16 protein-coding genes and 1 rRNA gene are annotated in these 22,253 nt (G+C 69.8%); 12 read left to right on the top strand and 5 right to left on the bottom strand.

The annotated features are described in order from the left end of the window. Nucleotides 1-14: 14 nt before the first annotated feature. Together disA and radA are read right to left on the bottom strand one after the other, a co-directional pair. Nucleotides 15-1,073, bottom strand: coding sequence for a DNA integrity scanning diadenylate cyclase DisA (disA, locus tag OG226_RS22920; RefSeq protein WP_328686396.1), 1,059 nt, complete (start codon nucleotides 1,071-1,073; stop codon nucleotides 15-17). A gap of 136 nt (nucleotides 1,074-1,209) precedes the next feature. Further along, on the bottom strand, nucleotides 1,210-2,619 hold the full coding sequence (gene radA, locus OG226_RS22915; protein WP_328680450.1) for a DNA repair protein RadA: 1,410 nt from the start codon (nucleotides 2,617-2,619) through the stop codon (nucleotides 1,210-1,212). 198 nt (nucleotides 2,620-2,817) lie between these two features. Here radA and OG226_RS22910 point away from each other — a divergent pair, with 198 nt between their 5' ends. Then, nucleotides 2,818-4,527 (top strand): BACON domain-containing protein, encoded by a 1,710-nt coding sequence (locus OG226_RS22910; protein WP_329349875.1) that lies wholly within the window; start codon nucleotides 2,818-2,820, stop codon nucleotides 4,525-4,527. A gap of 10 nt (nucleotides 4,528-4,537) precedes the next feature. Here OG226_RS22910 and OG226_RS22905 read toward each other — a convergent pair whose 3' ends face one another. Then, nucleotides 4,538-5,395 carry a hypothetical protein gene (locus tag OG226_RS22905; protein ID WP_329349874.1) on the bottom strand — a complete coding sequence of 286 codons (858 nt, stop codon included), beginning with the start codon at nucleotides 5,393-5,395 and terminating at the stop codon, nucleotides 4,538-4,540. Between the two features lie 83 nt (nucleotides 5,396-5,478). On the opposite strand from OG226_RS22905, the gene OG226_RS22900 reads away from it, so the two are divergent. The 4 genes from OG226_RS22900 to ilvD all read left to right on the top strand — a co-directional run bounded on the left by OG226_RS22900 (nucleotide 5,479) and on the right by ilvD (nucleotide 10,384). Next, a complete protein-coding gene (locus OG226_RS22900) occupies nucleotides 5,479-6,411 on the top strand; it encodes a Ppx/GppA phosphatase family protein (protein WP_328680444.1) in 933 nt (310 codons plus the stop codon). 581 nt (nucleotides 6,412-6,992) lie between these two features. Next, complete coding sequence (locus OG226_RS22895; RefSeq protein WP_328680442.1) at nucleotides 6,993-7,817, top strand: sugar phosphate isomerase/epimerase family protein; 825 nt, start codon at nucleotides 6,993-6,995, stop codon at nucleotides 7,815-7,817. Beyond that, nucleotides 7,814-8,419 (top strand): TetR/AcrR family transcriptional regulator, encoded by a 606-nt coding sequence (locus tag OG226_RS22890; protein ID WP_328680440.1) that lies wholly within the window; start codon nucleotides 7,814-7,816, stop codon nucleotides 8,417-8,419. The genes OG226_RS22895 and OG226_RS22890 overlap by 4 nt, the downstream gene beginning before the upstream one ends. Nucleotides 8,420-8,530: 111 nt before the next feature. Then, complete coding sequence (gene ilvD / locus OG226_RS22885) at nucleotides 8,531-10,384, top strand: dihydroxy-acid dehydratase (RefSeq protein ID WP_328680438.1); 1,854 nt, start codon at nucleotides 8,531-8,533, stop codon at nucleotides 10,382-10,384. 90 nt (nucleotides 10,385-10,474) lie between these two features. On the opposite strand, the gene OG226_RS22880 is transcribed toward ilvD, so the two are convergent. After that, a complete protein-coding gene (locus OG226_RS22880) occupies nucleotides 10,475-12,580 on the bottom strand; it encodes a serine/threonine-protein kinase (protein ID WP_329349873.1) in 2,106 nt (701 codons plus the stop codon). A 182-nt stretch (nucleotides 12,581-12,762) separates the two neighbouring features. Here OG226_RS22880 and OG226_RS22875 point away from each other — a divergent pair, with 182 nt between their 5' ends. The 6 genes from OG226_RS22875 to proC all read left to right on the top strand — a co-directional run bounded on the left by OG226_RS22875 (nucleotide 12,763) and on the right by proC (nucleotide 18,824). Next, on the top strand, nucleotides 12,763-13,086 hold the full coding sequence (locus OG226_RS22875) for an SH3 domain-containing protein (RefSeq protein WP_328680433.1): 324 nt from the start codon (nucleotides 12,763-12,765) through the stop codon (nucleotides 13,084-13,086). A 199-nt stretch (nucleotides 13,087-13,285) separates the two neighbouring features. Further along, complete coding sequence (locus OG226_RS22870) at nucleotides 13,286-13,810, top strand: EamA/RhaT family transporter (protein WP_329349872.1); 525 nt, start codon at nucleotides 13,286-13,288, stop codon at nucleotides 13,808-13,810. A gap of 983 nt (nucleotides 13,811-14,793) precedes the next feature. After that, nucleotides 14,794-15,576: a class I SAM-dependent methyltransferase gene (locus tag OG226_RS22865; RefSeq protein ID WP_329349871.1), complete on the top strand. Its 783-nt coding sequence runs from the start codon at nucleotides 14,794-14,796 to the stop codon at nucleotides 15,574-15,576. Between the two features lie 736 nt (nucleotides 15,577-16,312). Continuing rightward, nucleotides 16,313-17,134, top strand: a complete 822-nt coding sequence (locus tag OG226_RS22860; protein ID WP_443066904.1) for an ABC transporter ATP-binding protein — start codon at nucleotides 16,313-16,315, stop codon at nucleotides 17,132-17,134. Next, a complete protein-coding gene (locus OG226_RS22855; protein ID WP_329349870.1) occupies nucleotides 17,131-17,934 on the top strand; it encodes an ABC transporter permease in 804 nt (267 codons plus the stop codon). Before OG226_RS22860 ends, OG226_RS22855 begins: the two co-directional genes overlap by 4 nt. Before the next feature lie 80 nt (nucleotides 17,935-18,014). Continuing rightward, nucleotides 18,015-18,824, top strand: coding sequence for a pyrroline-5-carboxylate reductase (gene proC / locus OG226_RS22850; RefSeq protein WP_033287344.1), 810 nt, complete (start codon nucleotides 18,015-18,017; stop codon nucleotides 18,822-18,824). Between the two features lie 46 nt (nucleotides 18,825-18,870). Here proC and trpS read toward each other — a convergent pair whose 3' ends face one another. Next, on the bottom strand, nucleotides 18,871-19,866 hold the full coding sequence (gene trpS, locus OG226_RS22845) for a tryptophan--tRNA ligase (RefSeq protein WP_328680422.1): 996 nt from the start codon (nucleotides 19,864-19,866) through the stop codon (nucleotides 18,871-18,873). Between the two features lie 831 nt (nucleotides 19,867-20,697). Between trpS and OG226_RS22840 the strand changes: the two genes are divergently transcribed. Then, nucleotides 20,698-22,225, top strand: a 16S ribosomal RNA gene (locus OG226_RS22840). Nucleotides 22,226-22,253: the final 28 nt, after the last annotated feature.

The raw sequence follows: 22,253 nt of genomic DNA, 5'->3' as shown, positions 1-22,253 counted from the left end.
TCTACGCGGTCGGGTTATACGTAGCGTTCCAGGATCGACGATTCCGCCAGGCGGGAGAGGCCCTCTCGGACGCTGCGTGCCCTTGCCTCGCCCACGCCGTCCACCGTCTGCAGGTCGTCGACGCTTGCCGCCAGGAGTTTCTGCAGGCCTCCGAAGTGCTCCACCAGGCGGTCGATGATCGCGCCGGGGAGGCGCGGGACCTTCGCCAGGAGACGGAAGCCTCGGGGGGACACCGCCGAGTCGAGGGCCTCGGGGGAGCCGGTGTAGCCCAACGCGCGGGCCACGGTGGGGAGTTCGAGGAGCTCCGCGTGGGAGAGCGCGTCCAGTTCGGCCAGGGCTTCGTTCACCGTGCGGGAGCGTTTGGCCGTGGGCTCGGGGACGTAGTCGCGTACTACTAGCTCACGTTCCGGTTCCACGCCCGCGATCAACTCCTCCAGCTGGAGGGCGAGCAGGCGGCCGTCCGTGCCGAGCTCCACGACGTATCCGGCGATCTCGGTCGCGATCAGACGGACCATTTCCAGACGTTGGACCACCGTTGACACGTCTCGGACCGTCACCAGGTCCTCGATCTCCAGGGCCGACAGCGTGCCCGCCACCTCGTCCAGGCGGAGCTTGTAGCGCTCCAGGGTGGCGAGAGCCTGGTTGGCGCGGGACAGGATCGCCGCCGAGTCCTCCAGCACGCGGCGTTGGCCGTCTACGTAGAGAGCGATCAGGCGCATGGACTGGGAGACGGAGACCACCGGGAAGGAGACCTGTTTGCTCACTCGGTCCGCCGTGCGGTGACGGGTGCCCGTCTCCTCGGTGGGGATGTTGGGGTCGGGGACCAGTTGGACGCCCGCTCGGAGGATCTTGGAGAGGTCCGAGGAGACGACGATGCCGCCGTCCAGCTTGCAAAGTTCTCGTAGGCGCGTGGCCGTGAACTCCACGTCCAGGATGAAACCGCCTGTGCACATCGCTTCTACGGTCTTGTCGGAACCGAGCACGATGAGGCCGCCCGTGTTGCCGCGGAGGATTCTCTCCAGGCCGTCGCGCAGGGCCGTGCCAGGGGCCGCGGCGCTCAGTGAGGCGCGCATCAGGCCATCGCCGCCGGACTTTCCGGGAGCTGACGCCCGGTCGTTGGCTGCCACTGCACTCCTCCGGTCGCAGGTTTTTCCGGTGCTCCCGTTTCGCGTACCTGGTTCGTACGGACAGGCGAGACCAGGGCAAAGTCTACCGGCGGTCCTCGGCGTCCCGTGGGGCCTCTCGCTTACGGGACCTTGGAAGGACCTGGAGAGCGTCTCCTATGTCGGCTACTTCGAGGACCTTCATGCCTGCCGGGATCTTGCCCGGGTCGCTCGGAACGAGGGCGTGGGTGAAGCCCAGACGGTGTGCTTCGGAGAGTCTGCGCTGGACGCCCGTGACCCTTCTGACCTCGCCCGCGAGGCCTACTTCGCCGATCGCCACCAGGTTCTTGGGGAGGGGGGTGTCGCTTGCGGCGGAGGCCAGGGCGAGCGCGATGGCCAGATCTGCCGCTGGTTCGGAGAGTTTCACTCCGCCCACCGTCGCCGAGTAGATGTCCCTTTTGCCCAGGGCGCTGATCTTTCCGCGCTGTTCCAGGACCGCGAGCATCATCGAGACCCGGGATGTCTCCAGGCCCGAAGTGGTACGGCGGGGGGAGGGGATCTGGGAGTCGACCGTGAGGGCCTGGACCTCGGCCACCAAGGGGCGGCGGCCCTCCAGGGTGACGGTCAGGCAGGTGCCCGGGACCGGCTCCGCGCGGCGGGTCAGGAACAGGCCGCTCGGGTCGGCCAGGCCCGTGATGCCCTCGTCGTGCAGCTCGAAGCAGCCGACCTCGTCCGTCGTGCCGTAGCGGTTCTTGACGCCCCGTACGAGACGGAGGCGGGCGTGGCGGTCGCCCTCGAAGGAGAGCACCACGTCGACCAGGTGCTCCAGGAGGCGGGGGCCCGCGATCGCGCCGTCCTTGGTGACGTGGCCCACGAGGAGGGTGGACATGCCGCGCTCCTTGGAGGCGCGGATCAGGGCGCCGGCCACCTCGCGGACCTGGGCCATGCCGCCGGGTGCGCCGTCGATCTCCGGGGAGGCCACCGTCTGGACGGAGTCCAGGATCAGGAGGGAGGGCTTCACCGCGTCCAAGTGGCCCAGGATCGTGGCCAGATCGGTCTCGGCGGCGAGGTAGAGGTTGTCGTCGATCGCCTTGATGCGGTCGGCGCGGAGGCGGACCTGGCTCGCCGACTCCTCGCCGGTGACGTAGAGCGTGCGGTGCTCCTCGCTCGCCGACTTGGCCGCCACGTCGAGGAGGAGAGTCGACTTGCCCACGCCCGGTTCGCCCGCTACGAGGACCACGGCTCCGGGGACCAGGCCGCCGCCGAGGACCCGGTCCAGCTCGGGGACGCCGGTCGAGCGGGCGGTGGCCGTGCGGCCGTCGACCTGGCCGATCGGTACCGCGGAGGTGGTGACGCGGCCGGGGGAGGTCGTCCGGACCGCGGGCGCGCCGTACTCCTCGACCGTGCCCCAGGCCTGGCACTCGGAACAGCGGCCGAGCCACTTGGCCGTCTGCCAACCGCACTCGGTGCAGCGGTAGGACGGTCGGTCCTTGGTGGTCTTCGTACGGGCAGCCATGCGTGAACCGTAACCGCCTGCACTGACAACGCGGGCGGCGGTCGGGTCGCGCCTCTTGCGTATCCGGCCACCGGCCGTCAGGAACGAGCCATGCAGGTAAGGACGCCTGTCCCCTTTTGAGGGATCGTTTCACCCGTACGGATTAAATGTACTCAAGGGGGCGGAAGGGGGCATCGCCCGCCGCCTACGGTCGCACGGGTGATGAGCAGCAGTCCGGAGACCTCGACCCGCACCACCGGCGCACACCGGGCGCATCGGGAGGCGCGTGACCGCGCTGCGGCGCGCACGCTGGCGCAGCGCCCGCCCGCGCGCTACGAGCCCTATCTGGACGGCCTGTTCACGTACTGCCTGTCCGTGCTCTGCGACCACGACGCGGCGACCGCCACCCTGGGGGACGTGCTCGCGCTGGCCGAACGCCGGGGCGCGCGGGTGCCGGAGACGGCCGGTGACCGTCGGGCCTGGCTGTACGCGCTGGCCCGCTGGGCCTGCCTGCGCAAGCTCGCCGAGGCCAAGCAGAAACGTCAGGGCACGCACGCGGCGGGGCGTGGCGAGGTGGAGGAGCCCGCTGTTTCCGAGGAGTCGAGGGAGCGGCGGGGGCGTGAACTCGCCCTGCTCGCCTGGCCCGAGGCCGCCGGGACCACCCCGGAGCAGCGCGAGGCGCTCGAACTCGCCGTGCGCCACCGGCTCGCCGCCCACGAGGTCGCCGCCGTACTCGGCATGGACCTCGCCGGTGCGCGGGAGTTGCTGGCGGCCGCGGCCTGCGAGGTGGAACGCACGCGTGCCGCCCTCGCCGTCGTCGAGACCGGGAGCTGCCCGAGCGTCGCCCGCCTCACCGGTGACCATCAACTGGTGCTCAGCAGCGCCCTGCGCCGTGAACTCGTCCGGCACGTCGACGACTGCCCGCACTGCCGCCGTACCGCCGAGCGCGCGGCGCCCGGCAGTTGGCCCGGGGCGAGTGTCACGCCCGCCGAGCTGCCCGTCCTGGAGGCACCCCGCGCGGACCTGCATGTCGCGATGGCGCATCTCCCACGCGCGCGTGGCGCCGCCGCACCGCGTTTCGACCGGCGCGGTTTCCCGATGGACCCGAAGGACCGTGCCGCCCGAAGGGACCGCCTACGCGCGCGTGCCGTCACGACGACCGTCGTCGCCACCGTCATCGCCGCGCCCGTCCTCGCCCTGTGGGCCGCCTACCGGGGCACACCGACCGGCGAGGGTGCCGAGGGCCGGGCCGTCACCGCGAGCGAGCAGCACGGACCCGGCAGCCTGGAGGGCGAGGTCGCGAGCGGCGGCTACGAGAACACCGGCAACGCCGGCGCCGGCCCACGGCCCGGCAAGAACGGCAAGAACGGCAAGAACGATGTCTCCGTAGAGGTCATCAGCGTCACCGGCGCCGGCCAGAAGGGCGCCGGCCACCTCGCCGTCTCGGCCGCCAACAGCAGTGACACCACGCTCATCACCCTCACCGCGTCCGGCTCGGCCCCGGTCCGCTGGTCCGCGACCACCGCGGCACCCTGGCTCTACCTCAGCCAGTCCTCGGGAACCCTCACCCCGGGCGAAGCGTTGACGATCAAGGTGTACGTCGACCATCTGCGCGAGCCCTCCGGCCACTGGACCGCGCGCGTGGCCGTCTCACCGGCCGGAGCCATCGTCTCGATCGAGGGCTACGGCACCGCGCCCACGCCGACCGACCCGGGCAACCCCACGCACCCCACCGACCCCGGTGATCCGCCCCCGTCGAGCCCGGACCCGACGCCCACGAGCACGGCACCGACCGACCCGCCGCCGAGCGACCCGCCGCCCTCGTCCGCCGACCCGACCCCGACACCGACCGCGACGGACTCGTCCTCCGCCGACCCGGGGGGCTCGACGCCGCCTCCCAATGACGGCGGCGACCCGAGCTCGTCCTAGGCGCGGTCCCTCAGGCGACCGGGTCCGCGGGATGCGGTGCCAGCAGCGGGAGTTGCGAGGCCAGGCGCTGCTCGCACAGCTCGACCAGACGGTCGTAGCCGGCCTTGCCCATCAGCTCGGTCAGCTCCGGGCCGTAGGACACGTAGACGGGGTCGCCCGCGCCGTGCGCCGAGGTCGCCGACGTGCACCACCAGTGCAGGTCGTGGCCGCCGGAACCCCAGCCCCTGCGGTCGTACTCGCCGATCGACACCTGGAGCACGCGCGTGTCGTCCGGGCGGTCGATCCACTCGTACGTCCGCCGCACCGGCAGCTGCCAGCAGACGTCCGGCTTGGTCTCCAGGGGCTCGCGGCCCTCCTTGACGGCCAGGATGTGCAGCGAGCAGCCCGCGCCGCCGGCGAAACCGGGGCGGTTCTGGAAGATGCACGAGCCCTGGTAGGGGCGGGTCTGGCGGTCGCCGTCCTCGTCCTTGGAGATCCAGCCGTTCGCCACGCCCTCGTCGTGGTGCTGCCAGATGTCGGGCGTGAGCCTCGCCACATGCCCGGCGACCCGTTTCTCGTCGTCCTTGTCCGAGAAGTGCGCGCCCAGGGTGCAGCATCCGTCGTCCGCGCGGCCCGCCTGGATGCCCTGGCAGCCGCTTCCGAAGATGCAGTTCCAGCGAGAGGTCAGCCATGTCAGATCGCAGCGGAACAGCTGCTCCTCGTCCGCCGGGTCCGGGAACTCCACCCACGCGCGCGCGAAGTCGAGCCCCTTCTCGTCGGCTTTCAGGGCCTTCTTCGACGGCTTCGGGGGCTTGGCCGACGTCACCGGCGAAGAATCGCCGGGTGATTTGGCCGCCTTGTCGGTCTTCGCCTTTTTCGTCTTTGGCACGCGTCCAGGGTAAGTCGCCCGGGGCGGCCCGAGACACCGCTCCGGGGACCGAGGTAGCCGCAGGTGGCAGTAGCGTTCCGTACATGAGACTCGGTGTCCTCGACGTGGGATCGAACACGGTGCATCTGCTGGTGGTGGACGCACACCCGGGCGCACGCCCGCTGCCCGCGCACTCGCACAAGGTGGAGCTCCGCCTTGCCCAACTCCTCGACGAGGACGGGGCGATCGGCCCCGAGGGGATCGACAAACTCGTCGGCGTCGTCCAGGAGGCGCTGCAGGCCGCCGAGGACAAGGGCGTCGAGGAACTCCTCCCGTTCGCCACCTCCGCCGTCCGCGAGGCCAGCAACGCGGACGACGTCCTGGCGCGCGTGCAGACCGAGACCGGCGTCGAACTCCAGGTCCTCACCGGCGCCGAGGAGGCCCGGCTCACCTTCCTCGCCGTCCGCCGCTGGTTCGGCTGGTCCGCGGGCAAGCTGCTCGTCCTCGACATCGGCGGCGGCTCCCTGGAGATCGCCTACGGCATCGACGAGGAGCCCGACGCGGCCGTCTCGCTGCCCCTCGGCGCGGGCCGCCTCACCGCCGGCTGGCTCCCCGGGGACCCGCCGGAACCGGACGCGATAAGGGCCCTGCGCCGCCATGTGCGCGCCCAGATCGCCCGCACGGTGGGGGAGTTCAGCCGTTTCGGCGCCCCCGACCACGTCGTCGCCACGTCGAAGACCTTCAAGCAGCTCGCCCGCCTGGCCGGCGCCGCCCGCTCCGCCGACGGCCTCTATGTCCAACGCGAGCTGAAGCGCGAGTCCCTGGAGGCGTGGGTCCCTCGCCTCGCCGGTATGACCACCGCCCAGCGCGCCGTCCTCCCCGGCGTCTCCGAGGGCCGCGCCGAACAGCTCCTGGCGGGCGCGATGGTCGCCGAGGGCGCGATGGACCTCTTCGGCGTCGAGACGCTGGAGGTCTGCCCCTGGGCGCTGCGCGAGGGCGTCATTTTGCGACGGCTGGATCAGATGCCGTCGGCGTAGGCGCGCGTGCGGGTACGTACGGGGAAGGGCGGGCGCGGTGCACGCGCGCGTGGCCGTTCGTGAACGTACGCGCGTGGCCGTTGCCGGAGGCGCGGGCGCGCGTAGTTGTCTGTCGGGGCCTGTGTGTGGGGCCGTAGCGGAGGTGTGGGCATGTAGTCGCGGTGCACGCGCGCGTGGCCGTTCGTGAACGTACGCGTGCGTGGCCGTTGCCGGAGGTGCGGGCGCGCGTAGTTGTCCGTCGGGGCCTGCGTGTGTGGCCGTGGCGGAGGTGTGGGCATGTAGTCGCGGCGCACGCGCGCGTGGCCTTCCGCGTCGGCGCCGCTCGCCGCCCGCTCGGCCGCGACGCACGCGCGGGTACCGCCCCCGTGCCGCACACGCGCGTGCCCGCACCGGACGTCGGCCCGGCACCCGGCACAGCCCATCTGTACTGAACGCCCGCACGGTACGGGACGTATCGAATCCGCATGAAGTATCGCCACAACGCGGCCCCGCGCCGGAGATGGCCGGTTGCCGTCTCCCGCACAGCTCGGCCACAGCAACCGGCTCCCTCGCGCAAAGCGCCGACCCGTAGTCTGTCCTCCGTGGCAGAACCAGTCGTGCGCATCCCGGATGCGAAGGTCGCGCTGTCCACGGCGTCCGTGTATCCGGAGTCGACGGCGACGGCCTTCGAGATCGCCGCGCGCCTCGGCTACGACGGCGTCGAGGTCATGGTGTGGACCGACCCGGTCAGCCAGGACATCGACGCGCTGCGCCGGCTCAGCGACCACCACCAGGTCCCGATCCTCGCCGTGCACGCGCCCTGCCTGCTCATCACGCAGCGGGTGTGGTCCACCGACCCGTGGATCAAGCTCCAGCGCGCCCAGACGGCCGCCGAGAAGCTCGGCGCGAGCACGGTCGTGGTGCATCCGCCGTTCCGCTGGCAGCGCCAGTACGCGCGGGACTTCGTCAGCGGGATCTGGCGGATGGCGAACGAGACGGATGTGCGGTTCGCCGTAGAGAACATGTACCCGTGGCGCTACCGCGACCGCGAGATGCTCGCCTACGCCCCCGACTGGGACGTCACGCGCGAGGACTACCGGCACTTCACGATCGACCTCAGCCACACCGCGACCGCCCGCACCGACGCGACCGAGATGATCGAGCGCATGGGGGACCGTCTCGGACATGTCCACCTCGCGGACGGCAACGGCTCCAACAAGGACGAGCACCTCGTCCCCGGCCGCGGCACCCAGCCCTGCGCCGAGCTGCTGGAACGGCTCGCGACGACCGGCTTCGACGGCCATGTCGTCATCGAGGTCAACACCCGGCGCGCGATGTCCAGCGCCGAACGCGAGGCCGACCTGGCGGAGGCGCTCGCCTTCACGCGGCTGCATCTGGCCTCGGCCGTGAAGGTGCCCCGGCGGTGACCGACGCCACCGCCAAGCGCCGGGGCCGGCCCCCTCGTACGGAGTCCGCCGACACCCGCGACCGCATCCTGACCGCGGCTCGCGAGGAGTTCTCCGAGCGGGGGTACGAGAAGACGTCCGTGCGGGGGATCGCGAAGGCCGCCGGGGTCGACTCGGCGCTCGTGCACCACTACTTCGGTACCAAGGAGCACGTTTTCGAGGCGGCGATCGAGGTCGCCTTCGCCCCGGCGACGAACGCGCCGGCGGCGGTGGCCGACGGGCCGCTGGACGGGGTCGGCGAGCGGCTGACCCGCTTCATCTTCGGCGTCTGGGAGAACCCCGCCACCCGTAAGCCCCTGCTGGCGGTCGTCCGTTCCGCCGTCAACAACGAAGCCGCCGCGGCCGTCTTCCGGCGGCTCGTGGTCGCCCAGGTGCTGGGCCGGGTCGCCGCCCAGCTCGACCTCCCGGACGCCGAACTGCGCGCCGAGCTGGCGGCGGCGCAGCTGGTGGGTACGGCGATGCTGCGGTACGTGATCAAGGTGGAGCCGCTGGCCTCGGCGGACGTGGAGCAGATCATCGCGCGGGTGGCGCCGGTGGTGCAGGGGCATCTGACGGGGCCGTAGCCCTGTCGTCGTGGTGAGATGTTCGTCCCGCGATGCGGACACCGTGTCCGACCCCTGGATGACCGGCGTACGCTCGTCAGCAGCCCTATCTGTCTGAAGGAGCGATCGACGATGCCCGAGCTGAGGTCCCGTACAGTCACCCACGGCCGCAACATGGCGGGCGCACGCGCCCTTATGCGCGCCTCCGGTGTACCCGGTGCGGACATCGGCCGGAAGCCGATCATCGCGGTGGCGAACAGCTTCACGGAGTTCGTGCCCGGCCACACCCACCTGCAGCCCGTCGGCCGGATCGTCAGCGAGGCGATCACCGCGGCCGGCGGCATCCCGCGCGAGTTCAACACGATCGCGGTGGACGACGGCATCGCGATGGGCCACGGCGGCATGCTCTACAGCCTGCCCTCGCGCGACCTGATCGCGGACTCGGTCGAGTACATGGTCGAGGCGCACTGCGCCGACGCCCTGATCTGCATCTCCAACTGCGACAAGATCACGCCCGGCATGCTCATGGCGGCACTCCGCCTGAACATCCCGACGGTCTTCGTCTCCGGCGGTCCCATGGAGGCCGGGCGCGCCACGCTGCAGGACGGCACGGTCCGCACGCTGGACCTGATCGACGCGATGGTCGAGGCCGCCAACGACAGCGTCTCCGACGCGGACGTCCTCAACATCGAGGAGAACGCCTGTCCGACCTGCGGCTCCTGTTCCGGCATGTTCACCGCCAACTCGATGAACTGCCTGACGGAGGCCATCGGCCTGTCGCTGCCGGGCAACGGCTCGGTCCTCGCGACCCACACGGCCCGCAAGGGCCTGTACCAGGACGCGGCCCGCACGGTGATGGACATCACCCGCCGCTACTACGAGCAGGACGACGAGACCGTCCTGCCGCGCAACGTCGCCACCTTCGCGGCCTTCGAGAACGCCATGGCCCTCGACATCGCGATGGGCGGCTCCACCAACACGATCCTGCACCTGCTGGCCGCGGCGCAGGAGGGTGGCATCCAGTTCGGCCTGGACGAGATCAACGCCGTCTCGCGCCGGGTGCCGTGTCTCGCGAAGGTCGCCCCGAACGTCGCGAAGAGCCGCACGTACTACATGGAGGACGTCCACCGCGCGGGCGGAATCCCGGCCCTGCTGGGCGAGTTGCACCGCGCGGGCCTGCTGAACGAGGACGTCCACTCCGTCCACAGCCCGTCCCTCGCCGACTGGCTCAAGACGTGGGACGTGCGCGGCGGTTCGCCCTCCCCGGAGGCCGTGGAACTGTGGCACGCGGCGCCCGGCTGCGTCCGCTCCTCCGAGGCCTTCTCCCAGTCCGAGCGCTGGGAGGCCCTCGACGAGGACGCGGCCGAGGGCTGCATCCGCTCCGCCGAGCACGCCTACTCCAAGGACGGCGGCCTCGCGGTCCTCAAGGGCAACCTCGCCGTCGACGGCTGCGTCGTGAAGACGGCGGGCGTGGACGAGTCCATCTGGACCTTCGAGGGCCCGGCGGTCGTCTGCGAGTCGCAGGAAGAGGCCGTCGAGAAGATCCTCAACAAACAGGTGACGCACGGCGATGTCGTCGTCATCCGCTACGAGGGCCCCAAGGGCGGCCCCGGCATGCAGGAGATGCTCTACCCGACGTCCTTCCTCAAGGGCCGCGGCCTCGGCAAGACCTGCGCCCTGATCACCGACGGCCGCTTCTCCGGCGGCACTTCGGGCCTGTCCATCGGCCACGCGTCCCCCGAGGCGGCGTCCGGCGGCACGATCGCCCTCGTCGAGAACGGCGACCGCATCCGCATCGACATCCCGAACCGCAGCATCGAACTCCTCGTCGACGACGCCGAGTTGGCCCGCCGCGAGGCCGCGCTGGACGGGCAGTACGCCCCGAAGCAGCGCGAGCGGAAGGTGTCGGCGGCGCTGCGCGCGTACGCGGCGATGGCGACCAGCGCGGACCGGGGAGCCGTGCGGGACGTCAGCAAGCTGGGCTGAGTTCGTAACTCCTGCAGTACCGCAGCTCGTTGGGCCTCGGGCCGTCCCCACTTCGCGGGACGGCCCTTCGGCTTGCTGGGCCTACGGTCGCTACCAGGCGCCCGGAGCAAGGGAGTTGACGGCGAAGACCGTGCCGTCGGGGGCGGCGGCGTAGACGTGGTCGTTCGCTACGACGGGTTCGGGCAGCGCCGCGCTGACCCGGTCGGAGTTGGAGTCGAGGCGGGCGGGAGTCTGCCCGACGAGTCGTCCCGCGCGGGCGTCCACGGCGAGGAGCCGCCCGTCGCCCGAGGTGACGTACACCTGCCGTCCGTCCGCGACCGGTGCGGAACTCCGTGCCACGGCCGTCTCCAGGCTCCACAACTGCTTCCGCGCGGCCATGTCCACGGCCCTCAGCGATCCGCCGGCCCCCATGAGGTAGACGACGTTCCCGTGGACGGTCCCGTGGGCCTGGTCGACTCTCACGGGCAGCGTCACGCGCCGCGTGGCCCCGGTGTCCGGGGTGTAGCGGACCACGGCCTCCGTGGCCCCGTAGACGGCGTCGACCGAGAGCAGATACACGGACCCGCCCGCCGCGCCGACGGGCTTCAACGACCCCTTCAGCCGCGCGTCCCAGCGCACCGCACCCGTCTCCGGATCGACCGCCGTCACCCGGGTCCTCGTCCCGTCGTCCGAGGTGTTCGTCGCGTACGCCGTCGTGTCCCCGGCGAACGAGGTGAAGTACGGCGCCTGTTGGCCCGTGATCCGGTGGCTCCACCTCGTGACGCCCGAGGCGCCGTCCACGCCGGTGACCGTGCCGTCCGCGTGGGTGAGCAGGAGCATGCCGCCGGCGTCCGCGAGCCCGGTGTACGCGGGGACGGTCCTCTGCCAACGCACCTTGCCCGAGGCGGGATCGAGCGCCTCCAGACGCCGGCCGGTGTCCAACGAGGGCTGCACCAGGCCGCCCGAGAGGACCGGCGGCCCGCCGCGGTGCGTCGTCGCGACGGAGTGCCGCCACAGCTCACGGCCGTCGGACGGGTCCAGCGCGAACACCACCCCGGGCTGCGCGCAGAGCAACTTCCCTGCCCCGTACGAGCATTGGGGCGTGCTCTTCCTGGAGACCGGCGTCGCCTTCCACTCGCCGAACCCGGTGCTGGGCGTGGTGTGCGGGGTGGCGCTCTTCGCCGTCGCCTCGCCCTCGTCGGCCGGCTGGAGCGCGGCGAGCGTGCCGATCGCGGCCAGGCCGATAGCTCCCGCGCCGAGGGCGAACCGTTTGCCCAACAGCCTCCGCCCGCGCGGCCGTTCGGACTGTTCGGGCTCGTCCGTACGGTGCTCCGGCAGCGGCCCGACACTTGCCCGCTGTGCCGGTATGTACGCCTGCGTGTCGTACGAGGCCGACACGGACCGGAGTTCACGCATCAGCTCGTCGGGCGTGGGCCGGTCCTCGGGCTCCTTCGCGAGGCAACGCAGCACCAGCGGCGCGATGTTCTCCGGCAACCCGGTCAAGTCCGGCTCGTCGTGCACGACTTGATAGGCGACGACGTACGGGCTGTCGGAGTCGAACGGCCCGCGCCCCGTCGCCGCGTGCACCAGTACGGACCCGAGCGCGAAGATGTCGGCGGCCGGACCGACCTCGCGCGGCCGGCGGAACTGCTCGGGTGCCATGAACGGCGGTGTGCCGATCAACTTGCCCGTCTCGGTGCGCAGTTCGCTGTCCTTTGGCCGAGAGATGCCGAAGTCGATGACCTTCGGCCCGTCCTCGGCGAGCAGCACGTTGCTCGGCTTGAGGTCTCTGTGGACGACGCCGACCCGATGGATGTCGCGCAGCGCCTCGGCCAGTCCCGCCATCAGCCGGCGCAGCTCGCCGGGCGCCATGGGCCCGTTCCGCTTCACGTGCTCGGACAGGGTCGGCCCGGGGATGAACGACGTTGCCATCCACGGCCGTTCGGCCTCCGGGTCGGCATCCACCACCGGCGCGGTGAAGGCCCCGCTCACCCGCCGGGCCGCCGCCACCTCCTGCCGGAACCGCCCCCTGAACTCGGGGTCCTGGGCGAACTCCGCGTGGACGACCTTCACGGCGACCTTCATCCCGGAGGTGCTCTGCGCCAGATGCACCACGCCCATGCCGCCGGAGCCCAGGCAGGACTCCAGGCGGTAGTGACCGGCGTACTCGGGAAGTTCCGCTTCCGCGCCCGCTCCGGTGTTGCGCTGTGGCGCCATGGAACCACCCCCGTGCTGATCGTCCGCGCGCGCGACGCACGGAGCCTAGTCGATGACCCTTACGGGACAGAGGTGGCTCGCCAGCCTTCGGGTGCGAGGTGAGCACATATGTTTCATGGCGTGTTTTAGGGGAATGAACGGGACCCCATGGCAGTCATGGGGTCCAACGGGGGAGGTTTTTCATGTCTGTTGACCGTATTGAAGAGGTCGGGGGCGAGGGCACGCCGGAGGCCGTCACCACCACGGCGGCGACCGCGCTGCACTACTACTCGATCGCACCCGGCACCCGCGTCAACGTCCGCAGCGGCCCCGGCACCGGCTACACCATCGTCCGCGTCCTGGCCGAGGGCTCCCAGGTCCCGATCTACTGTCAGACGCCGGGCACCACGGTGACGGGCTACTACGGCACGACGAACATCTGGGACAACATCGACGACGGCGAGTACATCTCCGACGCGTACGTGAACACGGGCAGCGACGGCTACGTCCGCCCGCACTGCTCCTGACCGCACCGCCACCACCCGGGCCGGCGCCGCGCGGCCGTGGCCGACGTCACCGTCACCATCGGCGGTCACCGTCACCATCCGCAACGGCGAGGTCATCGCGGACGCCTACGTGAACACCGGTAGCGACGGTTACGTAGCGTCCCGTCGCGCCTGAGCCCCAACGGGAGCCCGCGGACACCCTCGGAGCCATAATCGTCCCGTGAACGACGAGACGACCGGTACCCAGGACACCCCCGCGGGCTCCCCAGGCGAAGGCACGGCCACAGGCCCTCGCCCCGAGCCCCTCCGCTTCTTCGGCACCACCTGGGTGAACCACGACGACGGCTACACCGCACGCCGCGTCGCCACGGCCGTCGGCTCCCTCGCCGCCGCAGCCGCCGCCTGCCTGATCCTTCGCTTCGCCTACCAGGGCATCCAGATCGCCAACGTGGGCGGCTTCGTCACCCTCCTCGTCATCGTGATGTTCGCGATCTGCAGCGCCCTCGCCTTCGGCCACACCTGGGAATCCTTCAAAAAACGCCCCGACCCCGACCGCCAGGCCTCCCTCCGAGGCCTCCTGGCCATCGGCTTCGTAGGCTCCCTCCTCGCCTACTTCGCCCGCTCCCTGGTGGAGGCTCCCGGCGAGAAACTCCGCCGCCAGGAGTACGACACGGCCCTGACCCAGTACGAGAAGCGCGCATCCCGCCGCACCCGCAACCCGTCGAAGAAGCGGCGGGGGGCCTGAGACGGGGCCACGGGTGCCGGAGGAGCGGCGAGGCGAGGCTCTGGGTACGGGCAGGTCTTCGGATGCGGGCGACTCCCCAGGCACGGGCGACTCACCAGGCACGGGCTGCTCTCCGGACACGGGCAGCTCTTCAGGTACGGCAACTCTCCGGGGACGCTGAACTCTCCGGGGACGCGGAACTCTCCGGGGACGCGGAACTTGGGGTGCGTGGGAGTCGGCCGTACGGCAGCTCGCGGCTCTGCGGGTAGCGGCGATTCCCTGGGCGCGCATGGCTCACGGCAACTCCCGGCTCTGCTGCTGTAACGGCGGCTTTCTGCGCTGCGCGATTTCCTGTGCTGTGCGTCTTCCTGAGCGCGCATGGCTCGCGGCGCGCCGGGCGCGCACGGTCTCCGACGCCCCGGGGGCCTACGTCCTCCGGATACGCACGGCTAGCGCGAGCCGGTTGCCCACGGTCCCCGGCACCCTGGACACCGACACCCCGGGCCCGCGTGACTTCGGCCGGAACAGTCACGCCCCCGGGCACAACGCTTCGAGGGACGCCGCGTGCTCGGAGCGCTCGCCCCACGCGCCCGCAGTCGCCGACGAACCGGGAGCGGGTCGTGGCGGTACGGCGCAGCCCGCCGCGTACCCGGCACCAACCCGTCCAACTCTGACAACACCAGTGGGGCCCCGCAAGCGGCGGGCTCGCCGTACCGCCGCGACCCCGACCCCACCCACACACCTGCGGGCGACCCCACCCCCCCGAACCAAGCCGTTCCACCGAACCAAGCCGTTCCACCGAACCAAGCCGTTCCACCGAACCGAACTGCTCCACCAGACCGAGCCGCTCAACCGGACCGCTCAACCGGACCGCCGAACCGCACCGCCGAACCACCCCCACCCCACCACCCGCCTGCTCCCCTCCCACCTTCACCCCCACCCCCACCCCCATTTCTCATCAAAATTCACCTGCACCACGCACCGACCCCAGCAACCATGGCCGTATGACGACGTCTCCCAATCCCCCCTCACCCACCACCCGCGCCCACTCCTTCAACGCCGCCGCAGCCCAGTACGCCGAGAACCGCCCCTCGTACCCGCCCGCCCTCTTCGACGCGATCGAGGAACTCGCCGGCCGCCCCCTCACCGGCGCCCGCGTCGCAGACGTCGGCGCGGGCACCGGCATCGCGACAGCCCTGCTGCATGCCCGCGGCGCCGAGGTCGTCGCGGTCGAACCCGGTGACGGCATGGCGGCCCAGTTCCGCCGGACCCTCCCCGACGTCCCGATCGTCCGGGGCAACGGCAACGCCCTCCCCCTCGCCGACCACTCCGTCGACTTCCTCACCTACGCCCAGGCCTGGCACTGGACCGACCCCACCCGCTCGGTCCCGGAAGCGCTCCGCGTACTGCGCCCGGGCGGCGCGCTGACGCTGTGGTGGAACACCCACGCCCTCGACATTCCGTGGATCTCCGAGCAGTCGGAACGCATCAGGATCCACTTCGGCATCAACCGCGTCGTGGAGCAGAACGGCAGCGGCGTACGTTCCGCCCTCGCCGACCCCACCGGCCGACTTGACTTCGCCCACCGCAAGGTCCGCTGGAGCCGCCACGTCCCGATCGACACCCACCTGGCCAACATCGGCAGCCACTCGGCCTTCCTGGTCCACGACAAGGCGAGCACCGACGCCTTCCTGACCGAGGAACGGGACCACCTACGCACCGTCTTCCCGGACGAGGTCGTGGAGGAGACCTACGTCGTGGAACTCGTCGTAGCCCTCACGCCCTGACCCCCCGACCTCGACCCCGACCCCGACCCCGACCCCGACCCCGTCACGTCGCCCTCGGCAGCCACCGCCCCCTGCCCCGCCGACCCCGACCCCGTCCGTCGCCCCCGGCAGCCACCGCCCCCTGCCCCGCCGTGACCGTTCACCGCGACCCGCCCCTGGCAGCCACCCCTCACCCCGTCACGCCTTCGGCAGTCCCCGACTCAATGCATCTCGCCCCTGGGGCAGCCACTGTTCGCCGCGACCCGCCCCTGGCGGTCCCCCGCTGACCCCGGCACGCCTCCGGCAGTCACCAACTCACCACATCTCGCCCCGGGCCCCACCCCCGCTCAGCCCACCTCACCCCTCGGCAACCACCGTTCACCGCGTCACGCCCTGGCAGTCACCCGACGGCGACCACATCTCACCCTCGACGGCCACCAACTCCCCACCCCACACCCCAACAGCCGCCGACTCCCCAACTCACGCCCCCCTCAGAGCCGTTACCCCCTTACCCGGTCCCGGCCCCCGTCCCCTCTCCCGCCCAACAACCCACCCGTCCAACGCCGCCGCACACGCATGATCCACATGCCGCAACCCACCCAGCACCCCACTCCGATCACCCCACCACGCGCCTGCGCCGCCCCATACGCCCACCGCGGGGCATCACCGCGCCCGGTGCGACGGCACCACCGAACTCGCTGCACGACACCACCGCACCCGCTTGACGGCCATGCCGTACCGGAGCATTATTCATCACATGATGAATTACTTCCCCGGCCCGTCCGCATCACCGGACACCCCACCGGGCACGGACCCCGAGCCCGCCGTCCAAGCCGAAGCCCTCACCGTCGCCCGCGGCCCCCGCACCGTCCTCCGCGCCCTCGACTTCACCGTCCCGCGCGGCCAGATCACCGGACTGCTCGGCCCTTCCGGCTGTGGCAAGTCGACGCTCATGCGCTCGATCGTCGGCACCCAGGCCAAGGTCACCGGCACCCTGAACGTCCTCGGCCGCCCCGCGGGGCACCCCACCCTCCGCACCCGCATCGGTTACGTCACCCAAGCCCCCTCCGTCTACGACGACTTGACGGTCCGTCAGAATCTGGACTACTTCGCCGCGATCCTCGACCCCGGCCGCACCGCAGCCACCCGCCGTCACGACGACGTCACCCGCGCCATCACCGACGTCGACCTCACCACCCACGCCGACTCCCTCGCGGGCAATCTCTCCGGCGGCCAACGCAGCCGCGTCTCCCTCGCGGTCGCGCTCCTCGGCACCCCGGAACTCCTCGTCCTCGACGAACCCACCGTCGGCCTGGACCCCGTACTCCGCCGCGACCTCTGGGCCCTCTTCCACGACATCGCCGCATCCCGCGGCGCGACCCTCCTCATCTCCTCCCACGTCATGGACGAGGCCGAGCGCTGCCACCGGCTCCTCCTGATGCGCGAGGGCGAGATCCTCGCCGACGACACCCCGGACGCCCTCCGCACCAGCACCGGCTCCGACACGGTCGAAGCGGCCTTCCTGCACCTGGTCGACGAGGCCGTAGCCACCGCCCGCCAGAAGGAGACGACCCGATGAGCGCCAACACGGCCACGAACACGGCCGCCACGACGACCGGCACCCCCGCACCGACCAGCGCCCTCAGCGCCTCCCGCACGACCGCCACCGCCGCCCGGGTCCTCCGCCAGCTCCGCCACGACCCCCGCACGATCGCCCTGCTGATCCTCATCCCGTGCGTGATGCTCGTCCTGCTGCGCTACGTCTTCGACGGCAGCCCGCGCACCTTCGACAGCATCGGCGCCTCACTCCTCGGCATCTTCCCCCTCATCACGATGTTCCTGGTCACGTCCATCGCCACCCTGCGCGAACGCACCTCCGGCACCCTCGAACGCCTTCTCGCCATGCCCCTGGGCAAGGGCGACCTGATCGCCGGCTACGCCCTCGCCTTCGGCATCCTCGCGATCATCCAGTCCGCCCTGGCGACGGGCCTCGCCGTCTGGTTCCTGGGCCTCGACGTCACCGGCAGTCCCTGGCTCCTCCTCCTGGTCGCCCTCCTCGACGCCCTGCTCGGCACCGCCCTCGGCCTCTTCGTCTCGGCCTTCGCGGCGTCCGAGTTCCAGGCCGTCCAGTTCATGCCGGCGGTGATCTTCCCCCAACTCCTCCTCTGCGGCCTCTTCACTCCCCGCTCCGACATGCACCCCGCCCTGGAGGCAATCTCCGACGTCCTGCCCATGTCGTACGCCGTCGACGGCATGAACGAGGTCCTCAGGCACACCGACATGACCGCCACCTTCGTCCGCGACGCCCTGATCGTGGCCGGCTGCGCGCTACTGGTGCTGTGCCTGGGCGCGGCCACCCTGAGAAGGCGTACGGCCTAGAGGAGTGAGGAGTACGGAGGTCTCGTTCCGCCAGCCGGACAGCCACCACCCCTTCCCACGGCCGGTGCGAGGATGGGCCCATGAGCCAGAAAGTCGCAGTCCTCGGCACCGGCAAGATCGGTGAGGCCCTGCTCAGCGGAATGATCCGAGCGGGCTGGGCCCCGGCCGACCTCCTGGTCACCGCCCGCCGCCCCGAGCGTGCCGAAGAACTCCGCACCCGCCACGGAGTCACCCCGGTCACCAACCCGGAGGCCGCGAAGACCGCCGACACCCTGATCCTCACGGTCAAGCCGCAGGACATGGGCACCCTCCTCGACGAACTCGCCCCGCACCTCCCCGCCGACCGCCTGATCATCAGCGGCGCGGCCGGCATCCCCACCTCCTTCTTCGAGGAGCGCCTGGCCGCAGGCACCCCCGTCGTCCGTGTCATGACGAACACCCCCGCCCTCGTCGACGAGGCCATGTCCGTCATCTCCGCCGGCAGCCACGCCACCGAGGCCCATCTCGCGTACGCCGACGAGATCTTCGGCGCCGTGGGCAAGACGCTCCGCGTCCCCGAGTCCCAGCAGGACGCCTGCACCGCCCTCTCCGGCTCCGGCCCGGCGTACTTCTTCTACCTGGTCGAAGCCATGACGGACGCCGGCATCCTGCTCGGCCTGCCGCGCGACAAGGCCCACGACCTCATCGTCCAGTCCGCGATCGGTGCCGCCGTCATGCTCCGCGACAGCGGTGAGCACCCGGTGAAGCTCCGCGAGAACGTCACCTCGCCGGCCGGCACGACGATCAACGCCATCCGCGAACTGGAGAACCACGGCGTACGCGCCGCACTCATCGCCGCCCTGGAAGCCGCCCGCGACCGCAGCCGCGAACTGGCCTCCGGAAACAGCTAGTTAGCTGGACAGATGGCTGGCTGTCCGGTCAGCCGGCGCCGGTCCGCTACGCAGGCAGAAGCCCGATGGCCCGATAGGCGCTGTCGACCATCGGCTTCGCCATCTCTCTCGCCTTCTCCGCCCCATCCCGCAACACCCCTTCCACATAAGCGGGATCCGCGCACAACTCCTTGTGCCTCTCCTGCACGGGCCTGAGCAGCTCGACCACGGCCTCCGCCGTGTCCTTCTTCAAAGTTCCGTACGACTCATATACACCGCTCAGGTCCTCGGGGTTCCCACCACCGCAAGCGGCCAGGATCTCCAGCAGATTGGCCACCCCCGGCCGCGCCTCCCGGTCGTAGACGACCTCCGCCGCACTGTCGGTCACGGCCCGCATGACCTTCTTCCGTACGGCCTCCGGCTCGTCCAGCAGATAGACGATGCCCGGCCCGGAGTCGTCCGACTTCCCCATCTTCGAAGTCGGCTCCTGCAGGTTCATCACCCGGGCCGCCACCCCCGGCCGAGTCGCCCGAGGGACGACGAACGTGTGCCCGTAGCGCTGGTTGAACCGCACCGCCAGATCCCGGGTCAGTTCCACATGCTGCGTCTGGTCGTCCCCGACCGGCACCTCGTCCGTCCCGTACGCCAGGATGTCCGCCGCCATCAGCACGGGATACGTCAGCAACGACAGCCGCACACTCCCGCCCCGCTCCCGCTCACGCGCGGCCTTCTCCTTGTACTGGACCATCCGCCGCATCTCACCGTCGGTGGCCACACACTCCATGACGTACGACAGCCGCGCGTGCTCGTCCACATGACTCTGTACGAACACGGTGCACAGCTCGGGATCCAGCCCCGCCGCCAGCAACAGCGTCGCCGCCTGCCGACTGAGCCTGCGCACCCGCGCGGGATCGTGGTCCACGGTCAGCGCGTGCAGATCGACCACACAGAAGAGGGCGTCGCTCTGCCGCTGATCGACATCCACCCACCGCCGGATGGCGCCCAGGTAGTTCCCCAGCGTCAGATGCCCGGTCGGCTTGACCCCACTGAAGACCCGCGTCATCTCTCTACCTCCTGGTCGGGACCGCCGCACCCGGCCGGCCGATTCTCTGGAGGGAGAAACGCGAACGGCCGCCGATGCGGCGGCCGTTGAGTACATACGTGTGTACGGCCGCCGTCAGGCGGCCCACCACTGCTGGGTGCACGTATGCGTAGTCACGTCACACAGCGTACGCCTCCGCAGTGCTCTCCGGAGCGGAGTTGACACGCCCCTACCGCGTACGTAGTGTTCTCCGAGTTGTCCGACGTGAGCGCCGACCCCGGTCGGTCCCCGGACAGCCATTCCGCAAGTACCTACAAACAATCGACGATCCGTCGTCGCGTTGTATTGCCATGCGTATTTGCGAAATGAGGAATCCACGTTCGAAAGGACGCACCCCCCGATTCGCTCGGGGCTCAGGAGTCCGCTAAAGTCTCACTCGTCGGAACGGCCCAACGGCCGGGAAGGCAACCCACTCTGACTGGGAATCAGGCCCGAAAGGATCTGGTAGAGTCGGAACCGCCGGAAAGGGAAACGCGGAAGCGGAAACCTGGAAAGCACCGAGGAAATCGGGACCGGAAACGGTCTGATAGAGTCGGAAACGCAAGACCGAAGGGAAAAGCCCGGAGGAAAGCCCGAGAGGGTGAGTACAAAGGAAGCGTCCGTTCCTTGAGAACTCAACAGCGTGCCAAAAATCAACGCCAGATATGTTGATACCCCGTCTCCAAGCATCATCACGATGTCTGGGGCGAGGTTCCTTTGAAGAAAACATACAGCGAGGACGCTGTGAACGGTCGGGCTTATTCCGCCTGACTGTTCCGCTCTCGTGTATGCGATCCCGATTACGGGAAAACATTCACGGAGAGTTTGATCCTGGCTCAGGACGAACGCTGGCGGCGTGCTTAACACATGCAAGTCGAACGATGAACCACTTCGGTGGGGATTAGTGGCGAACGGGTGAGTAACACGTGGGCAATCTGCCCTGCACTCTGGGACAAGCCCTGGAAACGGGGTCTAATACCGGATAATACTCCCGCACTCATGTGTGGGGGTTAAAAGCTCCGGCGGTGCAGGATGAGCCCGCGGCCTATCAGCTTGTTGGTGAGGTAATGGCTCACCAAGGCGACGACGGGTAGCCGGCCTGAGAGGGCGACCGGCCACACTGGGACTGAGACACGGCCCAGACTCCTACGGGAGGCAGCAGTGGGGAATATTGCACAATGGGCGAAAGCCTGATGCAGCGACGCCGCGTGAGGGATGACGGCCTTCGGGTTGTAAACCTCTTTCAGCAGGGAAGAAGCGAAAGTGACGGTACCTGCAGAAGAAGCGCCGGCTAACTACGTGCCAGCAGCCGCGGTAATACGTAGGGCGCAAGCGTTGTCCGGAATTATTGGGCGTAAAGAGCTCGTAGGCGGCTTGTCACGTCGGGTGTGAAAGCCCGGGGCTTAACCCCGGGTCTGCATTCGATACGGGCTAGCTAGAGTGTGGTAGGGGAGATCGGAATTCCTGGTGTAGCGGTGAAATGCGCAGATATCAGGAGGAACACCGGTGGCGAAGGCGGATCTCTGGGCCATTACTGACGCTGAGGAGCGAAAGCGTGGGGAGCGAACAGGATTAGATACCCTGGTAGTCCACGCCGTAAACGGTGGGAACTAGGTGTTGGCGACATTCCACGTCGTCGGTGCCGCAGCTAACGCATTAAGTTCCCCGCCTGGGGAGTACGGCCGCAAGGCTAAAACTCAAAGGAATTGACGGGGGCCCGCACAAGCAGCGGAGCATGTGGCTTAATTCGACGCAACGCGAAGAACCTTACCAAGGCTTGACATACACCGGAAAGCATTAGAGATAGTGCCCCCCTTGTGGTCGGTGTACAGGTGGTGCATGGCTGTCGTCAGCTCGTGTCGTGAGATGTTGGGTTAAGTCCCGCAACGAGCGCAACCCTTGTCCTGTGTTGCCAGCGTGCCCTTCGGGGTGACGGGGACTCACAGGAGACCGCCGGGGTCAACTCGGAGGAAGGTGGGGACGACGTCAAGTCATCATGCCCCTTATGTCTTGGGCTGCACACGTGCTACAATGGCCGGTACAATGAGCTGCGATACCGTGAGGTGGAGCGAATCTCAAAAAGCCGGTCTCAGTTCGGATTGGGGTCTGCAACTCGACCCCATGAAGTCGGAGTTGCTAGTAATCGCAGATCAGCATTGCTGCGGTGAATACGTTCCCGGGCCTTGTACACACCGCCCGTCACGTCACGAAAGTCGGTAACACCCGAAGCCGGTGGCCCAACCCCCTTGTGGGGAGGGAGCTGTCGAAGGTGGGACTGGCGATTGGGACGAAGTCGTAACAAGGTAGCCGTACCGGAAGGTGCGGCTGGATCACCTCCTTTCTAAGGAGCACTTCTCACCGATCCCTCC

Origin of the sequence: Streptomyces sp. NBC_01261 (assembly GCF_036226385.1) — a bacterium.
Lineage (GTDB): Bacteria > Actinomycetota > Actinomycetes > Streptomycetales > Streptomycetaceae > Streptomyces.
Note: the sequence above shows the minus strand (reverse complement) of the source record. Positions and strands in the feature narration are given on the sequence as shown.

Bases quoted from the DNA above. Each gene is read 5' to 3' on its own strand.
- disA (WP_328686396.1), bottom strand. From the start codon at position 1,073: ATGCGCGCCTCACTGAGCGCCGCGGCCCCTGGCACGGCCCTGCGCGAC.
- radA (WP_328680450.1), bottom strand. From the start codon at position 2,619: ATGGCTGCCCGTACGAAGACCACCAAGGACCGACCGTCCTACCGCTGC.
- OG226_RS22900 (WP_328680444.1), top strand. From the start codon at position 5,479: ATGAGACTCGGTGTCCTCGACGTGGGATCGAACACGGTGCATCTGCTG.
- ilvD (WP_328680438.1), top strand. From the start codon at position 8,531: ATGCCCGAGCTGAGGTCCCGTACAGTCACCCACGGCCGCAACATGGCG.
- OG226_RS22880 (WP_329349873.1), bottom strand. From the start codon at position 12,580: ATGGCGCCACAGCGCAACACCGGAGCGGGCGCGGAAGCGGAACTTCCC.
- OG226_RS22875 (WP_328680433.1), top strand. From the start codon at position 12,763: ATGTCTGTTGACCGTATTGAAGAGGTCGGGGGCGAGGGCACGCCGGAG.
- OG226_RS22865 (WP_329349871.1), top strand. From the start codon at position 14,794: ATGACGACGTCTCCCAATCCCCCCTCACCCACCACCCGCGCCCACTCC.
- OG226_RS22860 (WP_443066904.1), top strand. From the start codon at position 16,313: ATGATGAATTACTTCCCCGGCCCGTCCGCATCACCGGACACCCCACCG.
- OG226_RS22855 (WP_329349870.1), top strand. From the start codon at position 17,131: ATGAGCGCCAACACGGCCACGAACACGGCCGCCACGACGACCGGCACC.
- proC (WP_033287344.1), top strand. From the start codon at position 18,015: ATGAGCCAGAAAGTCGCAGTCCTCGGCACCGGCAAGATCGGTGAGGCC.
- trpS (WP_328680422.1), bottom strand. From the start codon at position 19,866: ATGACGCGGGTCTTCAGTGGGGTCAAGCCGACCGGGCATCTGACGCTG.